Origin of the sequence: Paenibacillus sp. PvP094, from assembly GCF_040546835.1 — a bacterium.
Classification (GTDB): Bacteria; Bacillota; Bacilli; order Paenibacillales; family Paenibacillaceae; genus Paenibacillus; species Paenibacillus illinoisensis.
Genome location: NZ_JBEPOM010000001.1, coordinates 1,331,315 through 1,353,695, shown reverse-complemented (window position 1 = coordinate 1,353,695; position 22,381 = coordinate 1,331,315). Strand labels below are relative to the sequence as shown.

Sequence of the window (22,381 nt, the reverse complement as noted above, 5' to 3'; positions counted from 1 at the left end):
GAAAACTCACATTGAAGGTGTCTTCGTATCAAATGTTGTAAACTGCCCACAAAAAGGAGTTTCGTCTTTCCTTGACGGTATGTTTTGTCGTTGCGTATAATTAGTTTCATTAATTGAGGGAGGCACGGTAATGAATAAGCAAAATGAAATTGTGGTTGTCCTTGACTTTGGGGGCCAATACAACCAGTTAATCGCCAGAAGAATCCGGGATCTTGGCGTATACAGCGAGCTTTTGCCGTATAACACACCGGCAGAGAAGATCGCAGAATTGTCACCAAAAGGTATTGTATTCTCCGGAGGTCCTTCCAGCGTGTACGCTGAGAACGCTCCGCATGTAGATCCGGGTGTGTATGATCTGGGACTTCCAATCTTCGGGATTTGCTATGGTATGCAGCTTATGGCACAGCAGCTTGAAGGTAAAGTAGAACGTTCCGAGAAACGTGAGTACGGAAAAGCAGACCTTGAGTTTGCCGCAGGTGCTGCACTGGCACAGGGCATTGAAGGCGAACATACGGTATGGATGAGTCATGGTGACCATGTAGTTACATTGCCTCCGGGCTTCAAACTGGATGCAGGCACGGAGAGTGCGCCGATCGCTGCGATGAGTAACGATGAGCGTAAATTGTATGCTGTTCAGTTCCACCCGGAAGTACGTCACTCTGTTCGTGGTAACGATATGATTAGCAACTTCCTGTTTAACATCTGTGGTTGCGAAGGCAACTGGACGATGGAAACATTTATTGACGACACAATCAAGGATATTCGTGAAAAAGTGGGCGACGGTAAAGTATTATGTGCACTCAGCGGTGGTGTGGATTCTTCCGTTGTGGCTGCATTGCTTCACAAAGCGATCGGTGACCAACTGACGTGTATGTTTATCGACCACGGTCTGCTGCGCAAAGGTGAAGCCGAAAGCGTAATGGAGACGTTTGTTGGCAAATTCGACATGAAAGTTGTCAAAATCGATGCACAGGAGCGCTTCATGTCCAAGCTGGCTGGCGTGGATGATCCAGAACAAAAACGTAAAATTATCGGTAACGAGTTTATTTACGTATTTGATGAAGAGTCCAAGCAGTTCGATGATTTCGAATTCCTGGCACAAGGTACACTGTACACGGACATCGTGGAAAGTGGAACAGCGACAGCACAAACGATCAAATCACACCACAACGTGGGTGGATTGCCTGAAGATATGAACTTTAAGCTGATTGAACCGCTGAGCACCCTGTTCAAGGATGAAGTGCGCAAAGTGGGTACAGAGTGCGGCCTGCCGGACGAAATTGTACACCGTCAGCCTTTCCCAGGTCCGGGTCTTGCGATCCGTGTTCTTGGAGAAGTTACGGAAGAGAAGCTTAAAATCGTTCGTGATTCGGATTACATCCTGCGCGAGGAGATTGGCAAAGCGGGTCTGGACCGCGAAATTTGGCAATACTTCACGGCTCTGCCGAACATGAAGAGCGTAGGCGTTATGGGTGATGCTCGTACGTATTCCTACACTGTAGGTATTCGTGCCGTAACATCCATCGACGGCATGACGGCCGACTGGGCACGTATCCCTTGGGATGTACTGGAGAAAATTTCTGTGCGTATCGTTAATGAAGTCGATAACGTTAACCGGATCGTCTATGACGTAACTTCCAAACCACCAGCAACGATTGAGTGGGAATAAAGAGCTAACATAATATGAATGGGGATTGCCGATAATCAACGTTTTTCAACTTTTAAAATGCTTGATTTTCATTAAAATTGATAGGGTTCCCTACCATTTTCCCTAACATAAATTCCTTAGAAAAATTAAAAAATCGACAATATCAGATTTATTTTCATCTGGTATTGTCGATTTTTTTTATTCTAATTATGGTAAAGTTATAGTAGTCGAGTTTGGAATTAGGAGGAAGAATGATGGCAGCAATAAACGATTTAGTCAATCAAATATCAGATGCACGACTTAGAGAAAGATTGTCTGAAGAAGTTGCATATTTGACGAAAAAGAAAAAGTTCGGATTAGTCTTTGAAGAGCACATGCCAGAGAAGACATTGCTATATAATTCTGAGTTGCAAGTAGGAATGACCGTATGTTATAAAAATAAATCAGTTGAAGACACTTATCTTGTGACAGACATTGAGGGAGATAAAGTTTCGTTAAGGGAATTTAAAACTGGTAAATTACTTATAGAAGAAAAACGTAAATTAGTTCAAATTCGTAGATTTGGCGAAGCAGTCTTCCCTAAATTAAAACATGTTGACTCTGTGCAGAAGGGTTCGAAGGAAGATACTTGGCATATGCTAATTGAGGCTGATAATTATCATGCACTTCAGTTATTGGACTATCTCTATCCAGGAAAAGTTGACTGTATTTACATTGACCCACCATATAATACAGGGGCTAAAGATTGGAAATATAATAATAGTTTTGTAGATAGTAATGATGAATGGCGCCACAGTAAGTGGCTAGCTTTTATGAAACGTCGTTTAGCGATAGCTAAAAAACTATTGAATCCAGATGATTCTATATTAATTATTGCAATAGATGATAATGAGCTCTTTGCTCTCGGAATGTTATTAGAAGAACTATTTAAGGGATCTAATCGTCAAGTAATCGATATTACTATTAATCCTAAAGGAAAATCTAGAGATAAATTGTTATCACAAGTTGATGAGTATTTAGTTGTAGTGTATATCGGGGATGCTAGTACAGAAGAAATCATTGACGGTTCGGAAGTAAAAGAAGTTCGTTGGCCATATTTGAGACGTAGTGATATCCAGTCTGCTCGAGGGACAACCAAAGGCGGGAAGAGTCAGTTTTATCCAATCTATGTAAATAATAAAACTGGTAGAATTGAAAAAATTGGTCAGCCAATTCCTCCTGATGTGGATAGAATGACTGTTAAACAAATCGAGGGATGCACAGCTGTTTTTCCAGTAACTGAAAAAAATGTAGAAATGAACTGGGGATTAGTAGGATCAAGTTTACAGTCAGCACTTGATGAAGATTTTGTACAGGTTAAGAAAAATTCAAATAATAAGTTTCAGCCTTATAGCATTCAATATTTCACCGCACCAGCAATTGAAAAAGTTCGTAGCGGTGAATACACAGTAATTGGTAAACGGGATGATGGGTCTAAGATTGTTGTGAGTACCTCGGGGTCTTCTAAAAAGAAAACAACCGTATGGAAAAAAAATCTGTATGACGCAAATAAGTATGGTACCCAAATTGTAAGTTCTATAATCAAAAATAAACAGTTTCCTTTCCCTAAATCTTTGTATGCAGTACATGATACGCTTAAAGCCTTTTTAAATTCAAAAAAAGATGCCTTAGTGGTTGATTTTTTTGCAGGTAGTGGAACTACTTTACATGCATTAAATCTTTTAAATTCTGAAGATAACGGAAATAGACGTTGTATACTAGTTACAAATAATGAAGTCTCCGCAAATGAAGCTAAAGAGTTATCTGAAAATGGATATTTACCAGGCGATAAACTTTGGGAAGAGAATGGAATTTGCCGTTCCGTTACTTGGCCAAGGGTAAAGCACTCAATTTTAGGAATCGATACAAATGGAGATCCAATAGACGGAGTTTACTTCATCGATAATTTTAAGCTTGAGAGTAAGAAGCGGACGGTCAGACAAATTGATTATATCGATAGTTCAAAATTGCAAACACTTGCTCAAAAGAAAAAAATGATAGGTCTGTTAGGCAAAAATCGGTTAGCTAGTTCGAAGATTGATAGCTCTGGTTCTTTCGCGATTGATGATGAATATCCAACAGCTATTTTATTCGATGTGAGCAGCGAGCAATCCTGGTATGATGAACTTGAGGGAAAGGACAATGTCGTAGAATTGTTATTCGTCACAGATGATAAAAAAGAATTCAAGCGAATATCTGAGAAGAGTCTCGAAATACTTGGAACTAAAGATACTTATATCCAAGACACTAGTAATATGTGCGAAGGATTCCATGCTAATTGTGAATATTTTTCATTGGATTTCTTAAATAAAGACGACGTTGAACTAGGCAATGAATTTGAGAGTATCCTGCCTATCCTATGGGCTAAGTCTGGTTGTGTTGGGATGCGACCAGAAAACATTGGAGAAGCTGATTATATCTTCCCTATCTATAGTAATTTCTCGGTATTGATTAATGAATATGCTTTTTCTCAGTTCAAGGAAGAAATGAAAAATCATACTAACATTGAATATGTTTATATAGTTACGAACTCAAATGATGCTTTTTCAGAAATGGCATCCGAGTTTTCTGGTGTCAAGAGTTATCAACTGTATAAAGATTACTTGGATAATTTTATGATACAAAGGAGTGTTAAATAATGAGAACAGTGTTATTTCCATTTCAAGAAGATGCACTGGTTAATCTTCATAAAAATATAGAGTTTGCACATTCTTCAAAAGAACAGTTCGGAAAGAATTCGGTAATATCTTTTTCTTCTCCAACAGGTTCTGGTAAAACAATAATAATAACAAAACTGTTTGAAGAATTATTATATGGTTCAGAGGTGAATGAAGGAAATAAGGATTCAATATTTTTGTGGTTATCTGACTCTCCTGAGTTGAATAAACAAACTCAAAGCAAAATTGAAACACAGTCTAATAAGATAAATGCTAACCAAATGGTGCAAATAGACTCATCTTTTGATAAGGAATATTTCGAGTTTGGTCATCTTTATTTTTTGAACATACAGAAATTAGGGACAGATAAAAAACTCACATCATATTCTGATGAACGTGAATTTACAATTTGGGATACAATTGACAATACTGCTAAACAATATCCTGAAAATTTCTATTTAATTATTGATGAAGCTCACAGAGGTGCAGCTTATGATGATAAGTCTGAAAAAAAAGCACAATCGATTATGCAGAAGTTTTTACTTGGAAGTATCGAAGATAAACTTTCTCCTGTCCCTCTTACAATTGGAGTTACTGCGACTCCGGAAAGATTTATGCAACTTATTGAACAGTGTGAATCAGTTCCTTTAAAGATAATGATTAAGCCCGAAGACGTTCGAGAATCAGGATTGATAAAAGACCGTATTGTAATAGACTACCCCGATTTAGCATTAGATAATGAAGTGACTATGCTAAATGCAGCATTAAATGATTGGGATAATAAGCGCAGTCAATGGAAATCGTATTTTGATGATGGACAAGATGCAACCTTAGTTAAACCAATAATGGTTATTCAAGTTGCAGATGGTTCTAAAGAAAATGTTTCTAATACTGATTTAAGCTTAATTTTAGCCACCATTGAAAAGTATCTTGGAAGAGAGCTAGATGATGGTGAACTCGTTCAAACTTTTGATCTTAAATCTTCTGTGAAGATAGGTGATAAACTGATTCCATATATAGAGCCATATAGAATTCAATATGATGACAATATAAAATTAGTCTTATTCAAAATGAATTTATCTACTGGTTGGGACTGCCCCAGAGCTGAAACAATGATTTCATATCGTACTGCAAATGATGCCACTTATATTGCTCAGTTACTTGGCCGAATGGTTAGAACACCGCTCGCACGAAGAATTAACACAAATTCAGAATTGAACTCTGTTTCGTTGTTTCTTCCTGGGTACGAACAAGAAAAAGTTAATAAGGTGGTTCTATCTCTTCAAGAGAGTGATGCAATTGTTCCAGTAGAAACAGGAACTAAGAGAACCCTAGTTGATTATGCACAAAATACAGAATACGAAGATTTGTTTCCAGAGTTGAATAAGATTACAACTTATGTGGTTCCAAAGAAAGGCTCCATTTCATTCTTGAAGCAGTATTCAAGGTTATCAAGGCTTTTAACTATGAATCAGATTGATTTGAAGGCCCAAAAGATTGCAAATGATGCAATAGTTACTAAAATGCGTGAGTTAATAAACGAATTGAAGGTAGATGGTGAGTTCGATTCTATAGAAACTACTATTGAAAACATTGGTATCAATCAAATTGAATTTAATGTAAGAAAAAATAATATGGTAAATACAACAAATCAGTATTCGTTAACAGCAGATGTAGTTGACATTTCGACAGCTTTTGATAAACTCAAGGGACTTTTTGATGGTTTAAATGTATTATATTGGTCTAAATACACTAAAATTGAGAATAATCACCGTCAACTTAAACTTGAAGTTCTTGTTTTGTCCAAGTCAGAAAAGCAGATGAAAAAATTATTCACTTTCTGTGAAAATCAATTTAACGAATTATATGAGAGCAGGAAGTTTGATATTGCTTCTCAATCGGAAGATATCGGGGCGGAATTCAACCGATTACTTTCCCAAGTTGAGAACCCAATTGATAAGCCATTTAGTCTTCCAGAGATTGTTGGATATACTAATAGTAAAAATTCTATTGAGGTCGAAAAACATATTTATGTTGATAAGCAAGGTAATTTCAAGATTGACCTTAATGGTTGGGAAAAAGATGTCGTAAAAATAATGCTTGAAAAAGATGATGTGTGTGCATGGCTGAGAAATCCAGACAGAAAATATTGGTCACTATGTGTTCCGTATGAAGATGGTGGTAAAAATTATCCAATGTTTCCAGACTTCATTTTTATTCGTAAGCATAATAATAAGATTGTCTTTGATTTATTCGATCCTCACGATTCGAGTAAAAATGATAATGTTCCCAAAATTAAAGGGCTTGCTCGTTACGCTGAGAAGTATTGGACTTTGTTCCCGAGAATTGGATTCATTAGAAAACAAAATGGGAAAGATAAACAAGAACGCTATTACTATTTGAACGTATCAAATACGATAGTTAGAAGTAAAGTATTGAAAATAACTACTGATAAACAATTAGAGGATTTATTTTTGGAATATGGCGAAGCATTGTAATGAAGTTAAGTGACTATAACATAAGTTTGCCTTTATTTAATTTTCCCTGAACATATGATAAATTTTAAAAATTGAACTTGATTGATAAAAATCTATTCTATTTTGTGTTGGAAGTAAACCATCATGGTTTTCCTCCAACACTTTTTTAGTGGTGAAATAACAAAAAAAGATTCGAATAATTTTTCAAACCCTTAGACAACTTATATTTTTGCTGACAAATTGTTTTGAAAGAAAAGAATCTTCTTTAAACATTACTGAACCAGAATCAAGAACACTCTCCATTTTTTATATTCCTCGGGAACATCTGATAACATCCACACTTTATCAAAAAGACATTCTATTTATTCTTTCTTTAGTGATTACTACAAAATTATTTTCTTGATTTGACATAATTGATAATATATTTTTTTAACTTTAATATTTTGATTTAAACCGTCGATAATTAGGCAGGTAAACAATTTTGGTGTATAAGACACTCCCGCGTTAGTTATCTAATCAATGAGTTTAATGCGGATATCCTTGTTGTTTCACAACGATTAGGACATTCTAGCCCAGAAATCACGTTGAAATATTACGCTCATCTGTGGAGCCGAAACGATGAGGGAATTGCCCAACAAATGACAGGAAACATCAACTTTACTTCTGCTAAAAACTCAAGAGCATCTAATTTTAATGAAAATCAGACAGTAAAAATTCACCCTACCATTTCCCTACCAAAATAAGTGATTGATTAATATAATGTATTTATACGAAGCGACTTACATTGAGTGGGAATAGGTTAACGAATAAACGGTATTGAACAAAAAGAAATTCCCTTTGAGCATGTATTACACATGTCAAAGGGAGTTTTTTTGTTGTGCCAGTGATGATTAACTCAGATTCGCCGATGTAAAGAAAGTATAACTACAACAACGCAATCGGCTTTTATGAAGCCATAGGCTCCATAGGCTTACAAACTATTAATTCATTCAGGCTTTTCAGTTTTGTCGGTGTAGTACAGCCGGAAAATGATGTCCTGATTATGGTTACCGAATCCTTCTCCGAATAACGTAACGCCACCGATGTGCTCTGCATCCTCCTTGACGGCAATGCGAAGGGACCAGTAGCTGTTACGGATGCCGATATCATCGATGGTAACATCAGACAGTTTCACGCCATCCATAAACGTGCCTTCCTTTTTGATAATGAGGTGTTTCAAGAGGCCGTACTGATTTACACTCTCGAACCACCAAGGCGGATTCAGTTTGCCTTTTCCTCCAAAGTCACCTGGGCTCGTCCACATCCCTACCTCAACGCCATTAACGATAAACGAAATATCTGAAGGCCAGTTATTGTTGGTCAATGGTGCCTCCGAGGAGATTTCCATTGAAATCTCCAATTCCTCCGGATTCTCATCACCCATTAGATAATTCGGAACCTTGTATTCAATAAACCCTTGTCCAAACCACAAAATTTTGGCCTTTAATCGATCAGGGTCAAGAAAATACCGGGGATCATCAAAAATACCGATGATGGAATCTCTTGTACATATGCCACAAGTCGGTTTGATCTGCAGATCAGTGAAATGTCCTACCGAGATTTCAGTTTTGTGAATCTCACGTTGGATGACATCCTTGGTCGGGAATGCGATTTCAAGAGTATCCATGCGAAGAGAGCAGACCTTTTGGGCCGCTCCACCTTTGCCCGGGGCCATGTTGGATTCGATAACACCGGCTTTTTCAAGTTTTTTGACATGCATGGTCATAATGGCACTGCTGAGTCCAAGCGCTTCGGCCAGTTCTTTTATATTCATAGAGTTCTTGGATAGCAGATGAACGATCTGAATGCGTACACTGCTAGAAAGGGCTTCGAAGATATGCAGGTTTTTTTCGTTCAGGTCGATTTTCAATGTAATTCCTCCGAAGAAATGAAATATTAACATTTATGTGAATAGTAAACGTAGAATATTATAATATCGGAATTCGAAAATAATCACAACGTTTTTATATAAATAATACCAGATATACAACTTAAAAACAGAAGAATTCGGAAAAATGTAAAAACAAACCATGAAATAACCAAAAAAACCCTGCTAACTCATTGACACGTGTTGCTCGATAACTTAATATTTAGGTGAATTAATAACATATTTACGAATATATGAACAAAAACGTTAATCAATCAGTGCAGAACAGGAGATGACAGCGTGAGTACAGTTTCGAAGAAGGAATCATTTGTTAATCCGATTATACCGCAACGAGCCGATCCATGGGTATACAAACATACCGACGGCTATTATTATTTTACAGGTTCCGTGCCTGAGTATGATCGAATTGAGGTTAGAAGAGCTCGCACTGTTCAAGAGCTGGATAGCGCTGAGCCCGTCGTTGTATGGCGCAAATATGATGAAGGACCGATGAGTGCCAACATTTGGGCACCGGAAATTCATTTTGTCCACGGTAAATGGTATATCTATTTTGCTGCAGCACGAACAACGGCTACGGTGGAAGGGCTTTTTGACCATCGCATGTTCGTGCTGGAAAATGCCTCGGAGAACCCACTTGAGGGAGTGTGGGAAGAAAAGGGGCAAATCAAGACAAAATGGGAGAGTTTCGCACTCGATGCGACCTCATTCCTGCATAAAGACGTTCAATATCTAGTTTGGGCACAGAAAGATCCGGACATCGTAGGCAATTCCAACTTGTATATTGCATCCATGGAAAATCCGTGGACAATCGCTTCCGAACAGGTGATGATCGCTGAGCCGACACATGATTGGGAGAAAATCGGTTTTTTGGTCAACGAAGGCGCAGCGGTGTTGAATAGAAACGGCAAAATATTTATATCCTTTTCCGCGAGTGCTACTGATCATAATTATTGCATGGGATTGCTGTATGCAGAGGAAGGGAGCGACCTGTTGTCGCCAAAGAGTTGGACAAAGCTTCCGGCCCCTGTATTCCAAACCGATGTAGAGGCGGGACAATACGGCCCTGGGCATAACAGTTTCACCGTGTCGGAGGACGGAAGCCAGGATATTTTGGTCTATCATGCTCGCAATTATAAAGAAATTGAGGGAGACCCACTCTATGATCCGAATCGCCACATGCGGGCACAGGTCTTTGGTTGGGATGAGTTTGGATTCCCGTACTTTGGCAAACCCGTTCCAGATGGTCGTCCGGTGAACGTATAGAGCTATAGCATAAATAAAAAATAAAAATGGAACAAAGTGGTTGACAAATGTAAGCGCTATGAATTACGATAAATTCACACAAACGTTAATAATTAATTCATTTATTAACGTTTGTGTGATAGAGCGAAGGGAGTGCTCCTAGGCAAGCTTCCTTCAGCAAGTATACACGGTATACAGGGACAGTTTCCAAAGAAAAACTGCAGATCCCTGTGATTTTCTCGATAATATGAATGCGTTTACAAATGTGCTTAGGATTGATCATTCTAGGGGGGTTCTTGTGTGAAACGTACAAAAAAAGGTTTTATTCTCATGGTATCGACGCTGTTTCTGCTGGTGATTGTGTTGTCGGGCTGCAGCGCAGACGACAAAAATACGATTACGTTCTGGACGCCTCTGACTGGAGAGGATGGGGCCTACATGGACCAGTTGGTTAAAGAATACAACGCCACCGAACCAGAAATCAAAGTAAAACATGTGATTACATCTGATATGTACACTAAGCTGTCTACGGTAATTAACTCCGGTAAAGGTATTCCTGATCTGGCTATTATCCATGCTGACCGAGTTCCGGGCTTTGTGAAGCAAAATGTGCTTGAGCCAATGACTTCAATGCTGGCCGCACAGCCGGAAATCAAGGAAGAGAACTATTTGCCACAAGCATGGTCGACAGGAACAATTGAAGGGACACAGTACACTGTTCCTCTCGATATTCACAGTAATGCCATGTACTACAACAAGGATTTGCTGAAAAAGTATAACGTGGAATCCTTCCTGGATGATGATATTGTCACAATTGATGAGATGCTTTCCTTGCAAGGCAAACTGGACGAAGGAGACTTCGTCGTCAATGATGCTTTGCTTGGATGGGTAATCCTCGGACAACTGCAAAATGTAGGCGGGGATGTACAGAAGGATGGAAAACCAGCGCTCAATACCCCTGAGATGAAGGCTGCTTTTGAAAATGTCAAAAAGATCTCCGATGCTGGTCTTATGACTCCGTTCGGTGAAGATGGTTACCTGATGTTCCAATCCGGCAATGTTTTATTTTCCACAGATGGTACATGGAGCTCGACTGCTCACGCCACTGTTGAAGGTTTGAATTTTGGTGTAACCAATGTATATTCACCTACGGCTGATAAGTTTACAAACCGTTCTTCATCTCACTTGTTTGCCATGCTGAACAATGAAGCGAGAACGGACGAGAAGGAACAAGGGATCGGTAAATTCCTGGAGTTTATCCGTCAGAATTCAATGGAATGGGCCAAAGCTGGACAGACCGTTGCAAGTAAACAGGTAATTGAGAGTCCGGAGTATAAAGATTACATGCAGTCGTTCTTCACTTCCAACGAGAAGGAGATTGAGTCACTCTACATTTACACTTACGAGTATTACCCGTATGTAGCTGAAGCAGTTGACAAATACGCGGCTGATATCGTTCGTGGCAATGTGGAGCTGGATGCGACACTGCAAACGATGCAAAAAGAGGTTGAGGACAAAATTGCTCAAGGAAGCAGTGGGGCCCAGTAAAACTTGAATTGCATTTCGGATGTATCTTACATCTTGCCAGTCTACTGTAATAGAAGCAATGTGTCGCGAAGGTGGCACATTGCTTTTCCCAAAGGAGAAATGAAAGGATATGAATAAACGATCATTTGCACCGTTCTTATTTGTTGGTCCTCATCTAATCCTGTTTTTGGTGTTTATACTGCTGCCAACGATCTACGGGATTTATGCCTCTTTCACCAGATGGAACCTAATTAACGATCCGGTTTGGGTCGGTTTTGAAAATTATAGGACGATTCTGTTCGACCAGGATTCCTCATTTCATTTTCAATTCTTTAATGGTTTGAAGAATACGTTGATTTTCGTGGCACTGAGCGTTCCGCCTTTAATCATTATTCCGCTGCTTGTTGCGGTAGCCCTTGAACATAAAAAGGTGAAATTCAAAGGCTTCATGCAGGCGATTATCTACATTCCAGGTATGATCTCCATATCTGCCGCAGCGCTCATCTGGTCACTTATTTTCAATAAACAGCTCGGCATCACTGGTAACGTATTTGGATCAGAGATATCCTGGGCAGCCAATCAACCGTATGCTTGGATCATTATTATTGTGATATCTGTGTGGGGAGCGGTCGGAGGTAACATGATTATCTATCGCGCTTCCATTAATGGTGTACCTAGCGATCTGTATGAAGCAGCCGAGATGGATGGTGCCGGTCCGGTACGCCGATTCTTCAGCATTACGCTGCCTTCCATCCGTTTCCCGTTGATTTTTACATTTGTCATGACAACTGCTGGTTCGTTTAACGTATTTGGTCAGCCGCTGATGATGACCGATGGTGGACCACAGCAGACTACGCATGTTCTCATGATGTATATTCGCCAGCTTGCGTTTGGCTCCGGTGAGTCAGTGGCAGGTATGGCTTCCGCCATGGCTGTGCTGTTAGGACTGGTTATTCTGGTCATCTCCGCATTGCAATATTACGTAATGAACCGGAACGCCAATTAGAGGAGCAGGATCGAACGTGGATCGGGAAGGAGCAGGTATATCAACATGGTCAAAAAAATAAGTATCTCCAAATATATATCCTATCTATTTTTGGTAACCATTTGTGTCATATGGGTGGTGCCCGTTATTTTCGGGATTACGACTTCGTTTCGCTCGCAGGCAGAAGTGGTGTCGGCCGGGTTCCGGTTGTTTCCCAAAGAGTGGGACTTTAATAACTACGTTGCCATACTGGACAATACATCAACCGCTCCAATTCTGAGATGGTTGAGCAACTCGCTGCTCATTGCAGTATCTCACACGGTGCTTGTCGTTTTTATCATTTCCCTTACAGGCTATGGATACACAAGGTTGAAGTTCAAAGGGAGAGATGCCTTATTTTTCACGCTTCTCGGGATTTCATTTTTCCCGGGTGTCGTTAACCTGATCCCTTCCTACAAAATCATTGAGGCGCTTGGATGGGTCAATACAGCTTGGGCCATGATTATTCCGGGGCTGGCTGGTATGGGGAATATCTTCCTCGTTCGTCAGTTCATGAAAGGAATACCTGGCGAACTCGACGAGTCTGCTAAGGTTGATGGTGCAAGTGATTTCCGGATTTATTACTCCATTATTTTACCCCTGGTGAAACCGGTATTGATTGTGTGCGGTCTATTCTCGTTCATTGGGTCCTGGAATGACTTCCTATGGCCGGTTATCGTATACACAGATGTTGAGAAAATGCCGATTACCGCGGGACTATTGTTGTTGCAGGATATTTACGGCAATTATCGCATGATTGGACAACTGATGGGTTCGGCGATTCTGGCCATTATTCCAACACTCGTGCTGTTTATTTTTGCACAAAAGTATTTCCTGCAATCGATTAACCTGAATTCGGGAATTAAAGGATAATGTTGAGTTGCTGCATTGTTTGTTAAACTGTTGTTTTACAGTAGGAACAATGTATAGGTTGGATTATGAGCTGCCGTATATACGGTGGCTTTTTTTGCGATAAAATATATAGCGCTTTCAGAACACGAACGTTTCCGTACAAACATATAATTAACATTCGTTTTTATCATTGACAGAAAAGGTCGGCGCTTCTAAAATAGGGATGGGAAAACAAACAAATAGCGCATACTACTTCGTATAATCCTGGGGATATGGCCCGGGAGTTTCTACAAGATCACCCTAATGATCTGGCTACGAGCAGGAGAAGCTAAGCACAGCAAAATTCTATATGACTGCGTGGTTAACTATAATGGACGCACATTAGAATTTTTTTTGTTCTTGGCAATAGGCTACGCCTCTCCTTATAGCTAACCCTGGGTGAAGTAAGTCCGTCCAGGGTCTTTGTCGTTTTTCAAAATGGCTTCAACATCTCTAAGGGGGAGTTAGTGAATTATGGATCGTTTCTTTAAACTAAAAGAAAACGGAACGAATGTTAGAACGGAGATTGTTGCGGGTCTTACTACCTTTATGACCATGGCGTACATCCTTTTTGTTAACACATTGTTCCTCGGATCAGCCGGGGCGGGGATGTCGGATAACGCAGTGTTTTTTGCAACAGCCGTAGGTGCTGGGCTTATGACCATCATTATGGGATTGTTCGTTAACATCCCGATCGCCCTCGCGCCGGGTATGGGATTGAACGCATACTTCATGACGGTGGTACTGAGTTCTAATGGGGCAATTACCTGGCAAGCCGCTCTCGGAGCGGTATTCATCTCGGGTATCGTATTCATTATCTTGACCGTGACGAGAATTCGTCAGATGCTGCTTGTGGCTGTACCTCAAACATTGAAAATGGCCATTACGGTCGGTATCGGTCTCTTTATTACTATTGTAGGTTTCAAATTGGCCAATCTCGTTGCTGTTACGGTTAATGTTGCGCCAGATGCAGACCTTAGTCAGCCGATTCCCGGCAGCAGTTTCAATTTGTCGCTCGGTAATTTTGTGACGCATCATGATGCGCTGCTGGCATTGATTGGATTGATCCTTATTGCTGTACTGATGGTTATGCGTGTAAAAGGTGCGCTGCTCATTGGTATCGTTGCTACAACTTTAATTGGTATTCCAATGGGTGTTACGAATCTTAGCGGACTATCCGGTGCAAGTTGGCTGCCGAATTTCAGTGATCTGGCTGTTGGGCAGTTGGATCTGAAGGGCGCAATCAGCCTTGGATTGTTTGAAATTATCTTCATCTTTACCTTCGTTGAATTGTTTGACACGTTCGGTACAATGGTTGGGACTGCGACCCGGATGGGGATCATGAAAGACAAGCAAAAAGGCGAGAAAACAATTGGTAAAGCAATGCTCGTCGATGCCGTAGGTGTAAGTGCAGGTGCGGCATTGGGTACGAGTACTATTACGGCATTCGTTGAGAGTGCTTCCGGCGTTGAAGCGGGTGGACGTACGGGTCTGACTTCGGTAACGACTGGGATCTTGTTCATTCTGGCGCTGTTCATTGCTCCGCTTGCGCTGGTTGTTCCGTCTGCTGCTACAGCTCCTGCCCTGATTATCGTAGGTGTATTGATGATGAGCCAGGTGCGCAGCATTGAGTGGGATGATTTCCTTCAAGCGTTCCCTGCATTCCTTACAATTGTATTGATGCCTTTCACAGGCGGAATTGCAAACGGGATCTCAGCTGGTATTCTGTCTTATGTTATTCTGGCCGTATTCAGCAACCTGGTTACGGATCGCAAAGTGAAGATTCACTGGTTGATGTGGATTCTCGCAATCATTGTTCTTGCCCGCTATATCTTTATGGGCGGAGAATAATTCAGTTCTACTATATAGAAGGACGAAAGCTCCTGGGCTTGATCAGGGCTTTCGTCTTTTTTTATTTAATATAGAATTAGAATTAAACCTCGCTTGAGAAATATAATACTGTTCCTTTCATTATATAGTGGATAAGTTTCGTTCTATTATAGAAGGAAGGGAAAGTTGTTGAGAGATATGGTGAGATGATTTATAGCTTGGCTTCGAAAAGCACGTCAATAAAGATACGCAGCATGAGTTTGATCAATAAAAGGGCTCTTGTAGAACTTTATGTTTATGTGACGTTAAAGAGATCTTGGATAAGCTGCAACGTTTATGGTCAGGACTTTATTCGGTTTGACCTTTTGATGGTTAAGATCATATAACTGCTCTGCTGTAAACTTCGTATCTTTATATAGAAGAAACTATTTGAATAGAAGTCTGTATGCTTTTGATTAATTTCTTTTTGAAAAAAAGTACTTGCATAAAAAATCTGTACATGGTATATTCTAATTCCGGCCAAGAAAACACGAGAAACACAGTGCGGTAAGCAAACTTAACAAGCTTCGAAAGAAACCTGAAAAAAATGCTTGCTAAATTGGTTCGGATGTGATAAGATATAAAAGTTGCTGAAGAGAACAACACTCGGATGCAAACAACGTTTGATCTTTGAAAACTGAACAACGAGTGAGTAACGATCTTACTTGTAAGATCGAAAAGCTGAGAAATCGGTACAAGTCATCTGACTGTATGATTTTGAAGCGAAAATGAGATTTTTAATCTCGTCAGATTCAAAATGAGCTAATCGCTCTTTTCAATACTTTATTGGAGAGTTTGATCCTGGCTCAGGACGAACGCTGGCGGCATGCCTAATACATGCAAGTCGAGCGGACTTGATGAGAAGCTTGCTTCTCTGATGGTTAGCGGCGGACGGGTGAGTAACACGTAGGCAACCTGCCCTCAAGCTTGGGACAACTACCGGAAACGGTAGCTAATACCGAATACTTGCTTCCTTCGCCTGAAGGAAGCTGGAAAGACGGAGCAATCTGTCACTTGAGGATGGGCCTGCGGCGCATTAGCTAGTTGGTGAGGTAACGGCTCACCAAGGCGACGATGCGTAGCCGACCTGAGAGGGTGATCGGCCACACTGGGACTGAGACACGGCCCAGACTCCTACGGGAGGCAGCAGTAGGGAATCTTCCGCAATGGGCGAAAGCCTGACGGAGCAATGCCGCGTGAGTGATGAAGGTTTTCGGATCGTAAAGCTCTGTTGCCAGGGAAGAACGTCCTTGAGAGTAACTGCTCAAGGAGTGACGGTACCTGAGAAGAAAGCCCCGGCTAACTACGTGCCAGCAGCCGCGGTAATACGTAGGGGGCAAGCGTTGTCCGGAATTATTGGGCGTAAAGCGCGCGCAGGCGGTCATTTAAGTCTGGTGTTTAATCCCGGGGCTCAACCCCGGATCGCACTGGAAACTGGATGACTTGAGTGCAGAAGAGGAGAGTGGAATTCCACGTGTAGCGGTGAAATGCGTAGAGATGTGGAGGAACACCAGTGGCGAAGGCGACTCTCTGGGCTGTAACTGACGCTGAGGCGCGAAAGCGTGGGGAGCAAACAGGATTAGATACCCTGGTAGTCCACGCCGTAAACGATGAATGCTAGGTGTTAGGGGTTTCGATACCCTTGGTGCCGAAGTTAACACATTAAGCATTCCGCCTGGGGAGTACGGTCGCAAGACTGAAACTCAAAGGAATTGACGGGGACCCGCACAAGCAGTGGAGTATGTGGTTTAATTCGAAGCAACGCGAAGAACCTTACCAGGTCTTGACATCCCTCTGACCGTCCTAGAGATAGGGCTTTCCTTCGGGACAGAGGAGACAGGTGGTGCATGGTTGTCGTCAGCTCGTGTCGTGAGATGTTGGGTTAAGTCCCGCAACGAGCGCAACCCTTGATCTTAGTTGCCAGCACTTCGGGTGGGCACTCTAAGGTGACTGCCGGTGACAAACCGGAGGAAGGTGGGGATGACGTCAAATCATCATGCCCCTTATGACCTGGGCTACACACGTACTACAATGGCCGGTACAACGGGCTGTGAAGCCGCGAGGTGGAACGAATCCTAAAAAGCCGGTCTCAGTTCGGATTGCAGGCTGCAACTCGCCTGCATGAAGTCGGAATTGCTAGTAATCGCGGATCAGCATGCCGCGGTGAATACGTTCCCGGGTCTTGTACACACCGCCCGTCACACCACGAGAGTTTATAACACCCGAAGTCGGTGGGGTAACCGCAAGGAGCCAGCCGCCGAAGGTGGGATAGATGATTGGGGTGAAGTCGTAACAAGGTAGCCGTATCGGAAGGTGCGGCTGGATCACCTCCTTTCTATGGAGAATCGTTTCCCGTAGCGGAAACATTCAAAAAGTCTTCAGGAAGCATGCTTCCGAAGCGAGCTTTACTTCGTAAAGCTTTTAACTCACTCGTTGCTCAGTTTTGAGAGCTCAAACTCTCAAACAGCTTGCTTTTGCATGGAGCTTGTTCTTTGAAAACTAGATATCGAAACGAAAATTGCGAATTAGAACATTCCTTTTAGCTGAACTTGTGTAAACAAGTTTCAATAAAACGGTAGATTGCTTTTGCTCATTGAGCATTTGGTTAAGCTACTAAGAGCACACGGAGGATGCCTAGGCGCTAGGAGCCGATGAAGGACGTGGCGAACAACGATACTGCCTCGGGGAGCTGTAAGCAAGCTTTGATCCGGGGATGTCCGAATGGGGAAACCCAGCTGGGGTAATATCCAGTTACTCACAACTGAATACATAGGTTGTGTAGAGGCATACCAGGGGAACTGAAACATCTAAGTACCTTGAGGAAGAGAAAACAATAGTGATTCCGTCAGTAGCGGCGAGCGAACGCGGAACAGCCCAAACCAGAGAGCTTGCTCTCTGGGGTTGTGGGACGTCTCACATGGAGTTACAAAGGAACCGGTTAAATGAAGAGGTCTGGAAAGGCCCGCCAAAGAAGGTAAAAGCCCTGTAATTGAAAGTCTGTTCCCTCCGAGACGGATCCCGAGTAGTGCGGGGCACGTGAAACCCCGTATGAATCCGGCAGGACCATCTGCCAAGGCTAAATACTTCCTAGCGACCGATAGTGAAGCAGTACCGTGAGGGAAAGGTGAAAAGCACCCCGGAAGGGGAGTGAAATAGAACCTGAAACCGTGTGCTTACAAGAAGTCAGAGCCCGTTTTAGGGGTGATGGCGTGCCTTTTGTAGAATGAACCGGCGAGTTACGTTCCCGTGCAAGGTTAAGGTGAAGAGCCGGAGCCGCAGCGAAAGCGAGTCTGAATAGGGCGAGTTAGTACGTGGACGTAGACCCGAAACCGGGTGATCTACCCCTGTCCAGGGTGAAGGTGCGGTAACACGCACTGGAGGCCCGAACCCACGCACGTTGAAAAGTGCGGGGATGAGGTGGGGGTAGCGGAGAAATTCCAATCGAACTCGGAGATAGCTGGTTCTCCCCGAAATAGCTTTAGGGCTAGCCTCGGAAAACAGAGTCGTGGAGGTAGAGCACTGATTGGGTGCGGGGCCCGCAAGGGTTACCAAGCTCAGTCAAACTCCGAATGCCATAGACTTACTTCCGGGAGTCAGACAGTGAGTGCTAAGATCCATTGTCAAAAGGGAAACAGCCCAGACCATCAGCTAAGGTCCCCAAGTGTGTGTTAAGTGGGAAAGGATGTGGAGTTGCACAGACAACCAGGATGTTGGCTTAGAAGCAGCCACCATTGAAAGAGTGCGTAATAGCTCACTGGTCGAGTGACTCTGCGCCGAAAATGTAACGGGGCTAAACACACCACCGAAGCTATGGCTTGATGCTTTGCATCAGGGGTAGGGGAGCGTTGTATAAGGGTTGAAGGTGTACCGTAAGGAGCGCTGGACATTATACAAGTGAGAATGCCGGTATGAGTAACGAAAAGATCAGTGAGAATCTGATCCGCCGAAAGCCTAAGGGTTCCTGAGGAAGGCTCGTCCGCTCAGGGTAAGTCGGGACCTAAGGCGAGGCCGAAAGGCGTAGTCGAAGGACAACAGGTCGAAATTCCTGTACCACCGTAAATCGTTACGAGCGATGGGGGGACGCAGTAGGGTAGTGACGCAGACTGATGGATGTCTGTCCAAGCAGTGAGGCTGATGTGTAGGCAAATCCGCACATCGTAAGGCTGAGCTGTGATGGGGAGTGAAAATTACAGTAGCGAAGGTCATGATCTCACACTGCCAAGAAAAGCCTCTAGCCAGATGAAGGTGCCCGTACCGCAAACCGACACAGGTAGGCGAGAAGAGAATTCTAAGGCGCGCGGAAGAACTCTCGTTAAGGAACTCGGCAAAATGACCCCGTAACTTCGGGAGAAGGGGTGCCCCGGTAGTGTGAATAGCACGAGGGGGCCGCAGTGAAAAGGCCCAAGCGACTGTTTAGCAAAAACACAGGTCTGTGCGAAGCCGTAAGGCGAAGTATACGGGCTGACGCCTGCCCGGTGCTGGAAGGTTAAGGGGAGCGGTTAGGAGCAATCCGAAGCTGTGAACCGAAGCCCCAGTAAACGGCGGCCGTAACTATAACGGTCCTAAGGTAGCGAAATTCCTTGTCAGGTAAATTCTGACCCGCACGAATGGCGTAACGACTTGGGCGCTGTCTCAACGAGAGATCCGGTGAAATTTTAATACCTGTGAAGATGCAGGTTACCCGCGACAAGACGGAAAGACCCCATGGAGCTTTACTGCAGCTTGATATTGAATTTGGGTACGATCTGTACAGGATAGGTGGGAGCCTTTGAAGCATGAGCGCCAGCTTGTGTGGAGGCACCGTTGGGATACCACCCTGATCGTATCTAGGTTCTAACCTGGTGCCCTCAGCGGGTACGGGGACAGTGTCAGGTGGGCAGTTTGACTGGGGCGGTCGCCTCCTAAAGAGTAACGGAGGCGCCCAAAGGTTCCCTCAGAATGGTTGGAAATCATTCGAAGAGTGCAAAGGCATAAGGGAGCTTGACTGCGAGACCTACAAGTCGAGCAGGGACGAAAGTCGGGCTTAGTGATCCGGTGGTACCGCATGGAAGGGCCATCGCTCAACGGATAAAAGCTACCCTGGGGATAACAGGCTTATCTCCCCCAAGAGTCCACATCGACGGGGAGGTTTGGCACCTCGATGTCGGCTCATCGCATCCTGGGGCTGAAGTAGGTCCCAAGGGTTGGGCTGTTCGCCCATTAAAGCGGTACGCGAGCTGGGTTCAGAACGTCGTGAGACAGTTCGGTCCCTATCTGTCGTGGGCGTAGGAAATTTGAGAGGAGCTGTCCTTAGTACGAGAGGACCGGGATGGACGTACCGCTGGTGTACCAGTTGTTCCGCCAGGAGCACCGCTGGGTAGCTATGTACGGACGGGATAAGCGCTGAAAGCATCTAAGCGTGAAGCCCCCCTCAAGATGAGATTTCCCAGTATGTAAGACCCCTTGAAGACGACGAGGTAGATAGGCTGGGGGTGGAAGTGCAGTAATGCATGGAGCTGACCAGTACTAATCGGTCGAGGGCTTATCCAAATTGCAGGTTCTAGTCGCACATTTCGTTTCGGATCTAGTTTTCAGAGAATAATCTCTGAGTATAGCAGCATCGTTTGGTGGCGATGGCGGAGGGGTTCCACACGTACCCATCCCGAACACGACCGTTAAGCCCTCTAGCGCCGATGGTACTTGGACCGAAGGGTCCTGGGAGAGTAGGACGCTGCCAAGCAAAGAACCACTGCCGAAGTATCTCGGTGGTGGTTTTTATTTGTTTATAAATGTAACTAAATATAATTTTGACAGCCCGATAGTGATTAATTGGGCTGTTTTTTGTTTCTTCAGAGAACTTGTTAAATGACTCTCTCAGGTGGGACATGCAGTAGGCATGGTTTCAATAGGGAAAAACAATAAATAATTTTAATTTTTAGTACCAAGTACTAAGACTTAGTGCTATAATAATAAAAAACAAAACGAGGTGACTGACGCTATGATGCAATCAAAAGCCAGTATTACTGCATTCGGAACCTATGCGCCGGAGCGTATTCTAAATAACGCGGATTTGGAGAAATTGGTTGAAACGAACGATGAATGGATCGTACAACGAACAGGGATGAGGGAGCGGAGAATTGCCGCAGAGGATCAGTTTGTTTCTGATCTGGCAGTTAAGGCTGTGGAAGACATGATTCGGCGGTATGGTGTTGACGTTCATGATGTGGATATGATCCTCGTAGCAACAAGCACGCCTGAGTATGCATTCCCTAGCACAGCTTCCAGAGTACAGGCCCGTCTGAACATTACTCAGACCGGAGCACTGGATTTGAGCGCAGCGTGCGCAGGCTTTGTCTATGGGTTGCAGCTGGCCGATAGCATGATTACAAGTGGCATGTATCGCAAAGTGCTCGTGATCGGGGCAGAGACACTATCCAAAATTACAGACTACACCGATCGTACGACATGTATTTTGTTTGGGGATGGAGCAGGAGCGTTTCTGTTGGAACGAACCGAAGGGCAGGGCAGTGCTCTGGCAGCACTTTCTGGAACTCAGGGTGATGGTGGGTTACATGTTTATAGCAGTGGACTTTCCTCCGAGATGAATGGGGTACCTCTTCAAGGTGACGGACGTCTTGTGCAAAACGGCAGAGAAGTATACAAATGGGCTGTACGACTGATACCGGAGCAATTGCCGAAACTTATTGCTAGCTCAGGCTTGCAGACGGAGCAAATTGACTGGTTCGTACCGCACAGCGCGAATATGAGAATGATTGAAGCTGTCTGCGAGCGCGGTCCTGTACCGTTGGAACGCACGCTAACCAGCATGGAGTACCGTGGAAACACATCGGCTGCATCCATACCTCTGGCCATTCAGCTGGGTGTCGATGAAGGGAAAGTGAAGCAGGGTCAGCGTCTTGCCTTATTCGGTTTCGGTGGTGGCTTAACTTATGCAGGCCTTGTGTTGGAATGGAGTGTTCCAGACACTGATTCAACGAGTTAATGTAGAAAGTTGAGATTAAGCAGGAAAGACACTGTATCTTACCAGGCTAATAAAAAAGTACACTTTCCTCCGATGTGGAGGCGAAGTGTACTTTTTGT

General features: G+C 43.3%; 10 protein-coding genes, 3 rRNA genes and 1 riboswitch. Of the genes, 12 read left to right on the top strand and 1 reads right to left on the bottom strand.

Going from position 1 to position 22,381, the window contains the following annotated elements; genetic code table 11:
• The first annotated feature begins 130 nt into the window (after positions 1–130).
• The 3 genes from guaA (at position 131) to ABIC22_RS06260 (ending at position 6,842) form a co-directional block, all read left to right on the top strand.
• Positions 131–1,669 carry a glutamine-hydrolyzing GMP synthase gene (gene guaA, locus ABIC22_RS06270; RefSeq protein ID WP_154896834.1) on the top strand — a complete coding sequence of 513 codons (1,539 nt, stop codon included), beginning with the start codon at positions 131–133 and terminating at the stop codon, positions 1,667–1,669.
• A 233-nt stretch (positions 1,670–1,902) separates the two neighbouring features.
• The gene (locus ABIC22_RS06265) at positions 1,903–4,326 is read left to right on the top strand and encodes a site-specific DNA-methyltransferase (protein ID WP_354479413.1); all 2,424 of its coding nucleotides are present in this window, start codon (positions 1,903–1,905) and stop codon (positions 4,324–4,326) included.
• The gene (locus ABIC22_RS06260; RefSeq protein WP_354479410.1) at positions 4,326–6,842 is read left to right on the top strand and encodes a DEAD/DEAH box helicase; all 2,517 of its coding nucleotides are present in this window, start codon (positions 4,326–4,328) and stop codon (positions 6,840–6,842) included. Before ABIC22_RS06265 ends, ABIC22_RS06260 begins: the two co-directional genes overlap by 1 nt.
• A 964-nt stretch (positions 6,843–7,806) precedes the next feature.
• Here the strand turns inward: ABIC22_RS06260 and ABIC22_RS06255 are convergent.
• Positions 7,807–8,730 (bottom strand): ArsR/SmtB family transcription factor, encoded by a 924-nt coding sequence (locus ABIC22_RS06255; protein WP_127540658.1) that lies wholly within the window; start codon positions 8,728–8,730, stop codon positions 7,807–7,809.
• A gap of 297 nt (positions 8,731–9,027) precedes the next feature.
• Here ABIC22_RS06255 and ABIC22_RS06250 point away from each other — a divergent pair, with 297 nt between their 5' ends.
• From ABIC22_RS06250 to ABIC22_RS06210, 9 genes are all read left to right on the top strand, one after another.
• Positions 9,028–10,011: a glycoside hydrolase family 43 protein gene (locus ABIC22_RS06250; RefSeq protein WP_354479407.1), complete on the top strand. Its 984-nt coding sequence runs from the start codon at positions 9,028–9,030 to the stop codon at positions 10,009–10,011.
• Between the two features lie 309 nt (positions 10,012–10,320).
• A complete protein-coding gene (locus ABIC22_RS06245; protein WP_354485873.1) occupies positions 10,321–11,538 on the top strand; it encodes an extracellular solute-binding protein in 1,218 nt (405 codons plus the stop codon).
• A 109-nt stretch (positions 11,539–11,647) separates the two neighbouring features.
• Positions 11,648–12,523 carry a carbohydrate ABC transporter permease gene (locus ABIC22_RS06240; RefSeq protein ID WP_095293154.1) on the top strand — a complete coding sequence of 292 codons (876 nt, stop codon included), beginning with the start codon at positions 11,648–11,650 and terminating at the stop codon, positions 12,521–12,523.
• Positions 12,524–12,568: 45 nt separating this feature from the next.
• The gene (locus ABIC22_RS06235; RefSeq protein ID WP_095293153.1) at positions 12,569–13,414 is read left to right on the top strand and encodes a carbohydrate ABC transporter permease; all 846 of its coding nucleotides are present in this window, start codon (positions 12,569–12,571) and stop codon (positions 13,412–13,414) included.
• Positions 13,415–13,627: 213 nt separating this feature from the next.
• Positions 13,628–13,728: riboswitch (purine riboswitch) on the top strand.
• Positions 13,729–13,906: 178 nt separating this feature from the next.
• Positions 13,907–15,283 (top strand): NCS2 family permease, encoded by a 1,377-nt coding sequence (locus ABIC22_RS06230; protein WP_095362162.1) that lies wholly within the window; start codon positions 13,907–13,909, stop codon positions 15,281–15,283.
• Positions 15,284–16,084: 801 nt separating this feature from the next.
• Positions 16,085–17,636 (top strand): 16S ribosomal RNA (locus ABIC22_RS06225).
• A 268-nt stretch (positions 17,637–17,904) separates the two neighbouring features.
• Positions 17,905–20,830 (top strand): 23S ribosomal RNA (locus tag ABIC22_RS06220).
• Between the two features lie 73 nt (positions 20,831–20,903).
• Positions 20,904–21,020: ribosomal RNA gene (rrf, locus tag ABIC22_RS06215) — 5S ribosomal RNA — on the top strand.
• The 16S, 23S and 5S rRNA genes sit together here, the layout of an rRNA operon.
• A 258-nt stretch (positions 21,021–21,278) precedes the next feature.
• Entirely contained in the window at positions 21,279–22,283 is a 1,005-nt protein-coding gene (locus tag ABIC22_RS06210; protein WP_354479403.1) for a ketoacyl-ACP synthase III, read from the top strand.
• The last annotated feature ends 98 nt before the right edge of the window (positions 22,284–22,381 follow it).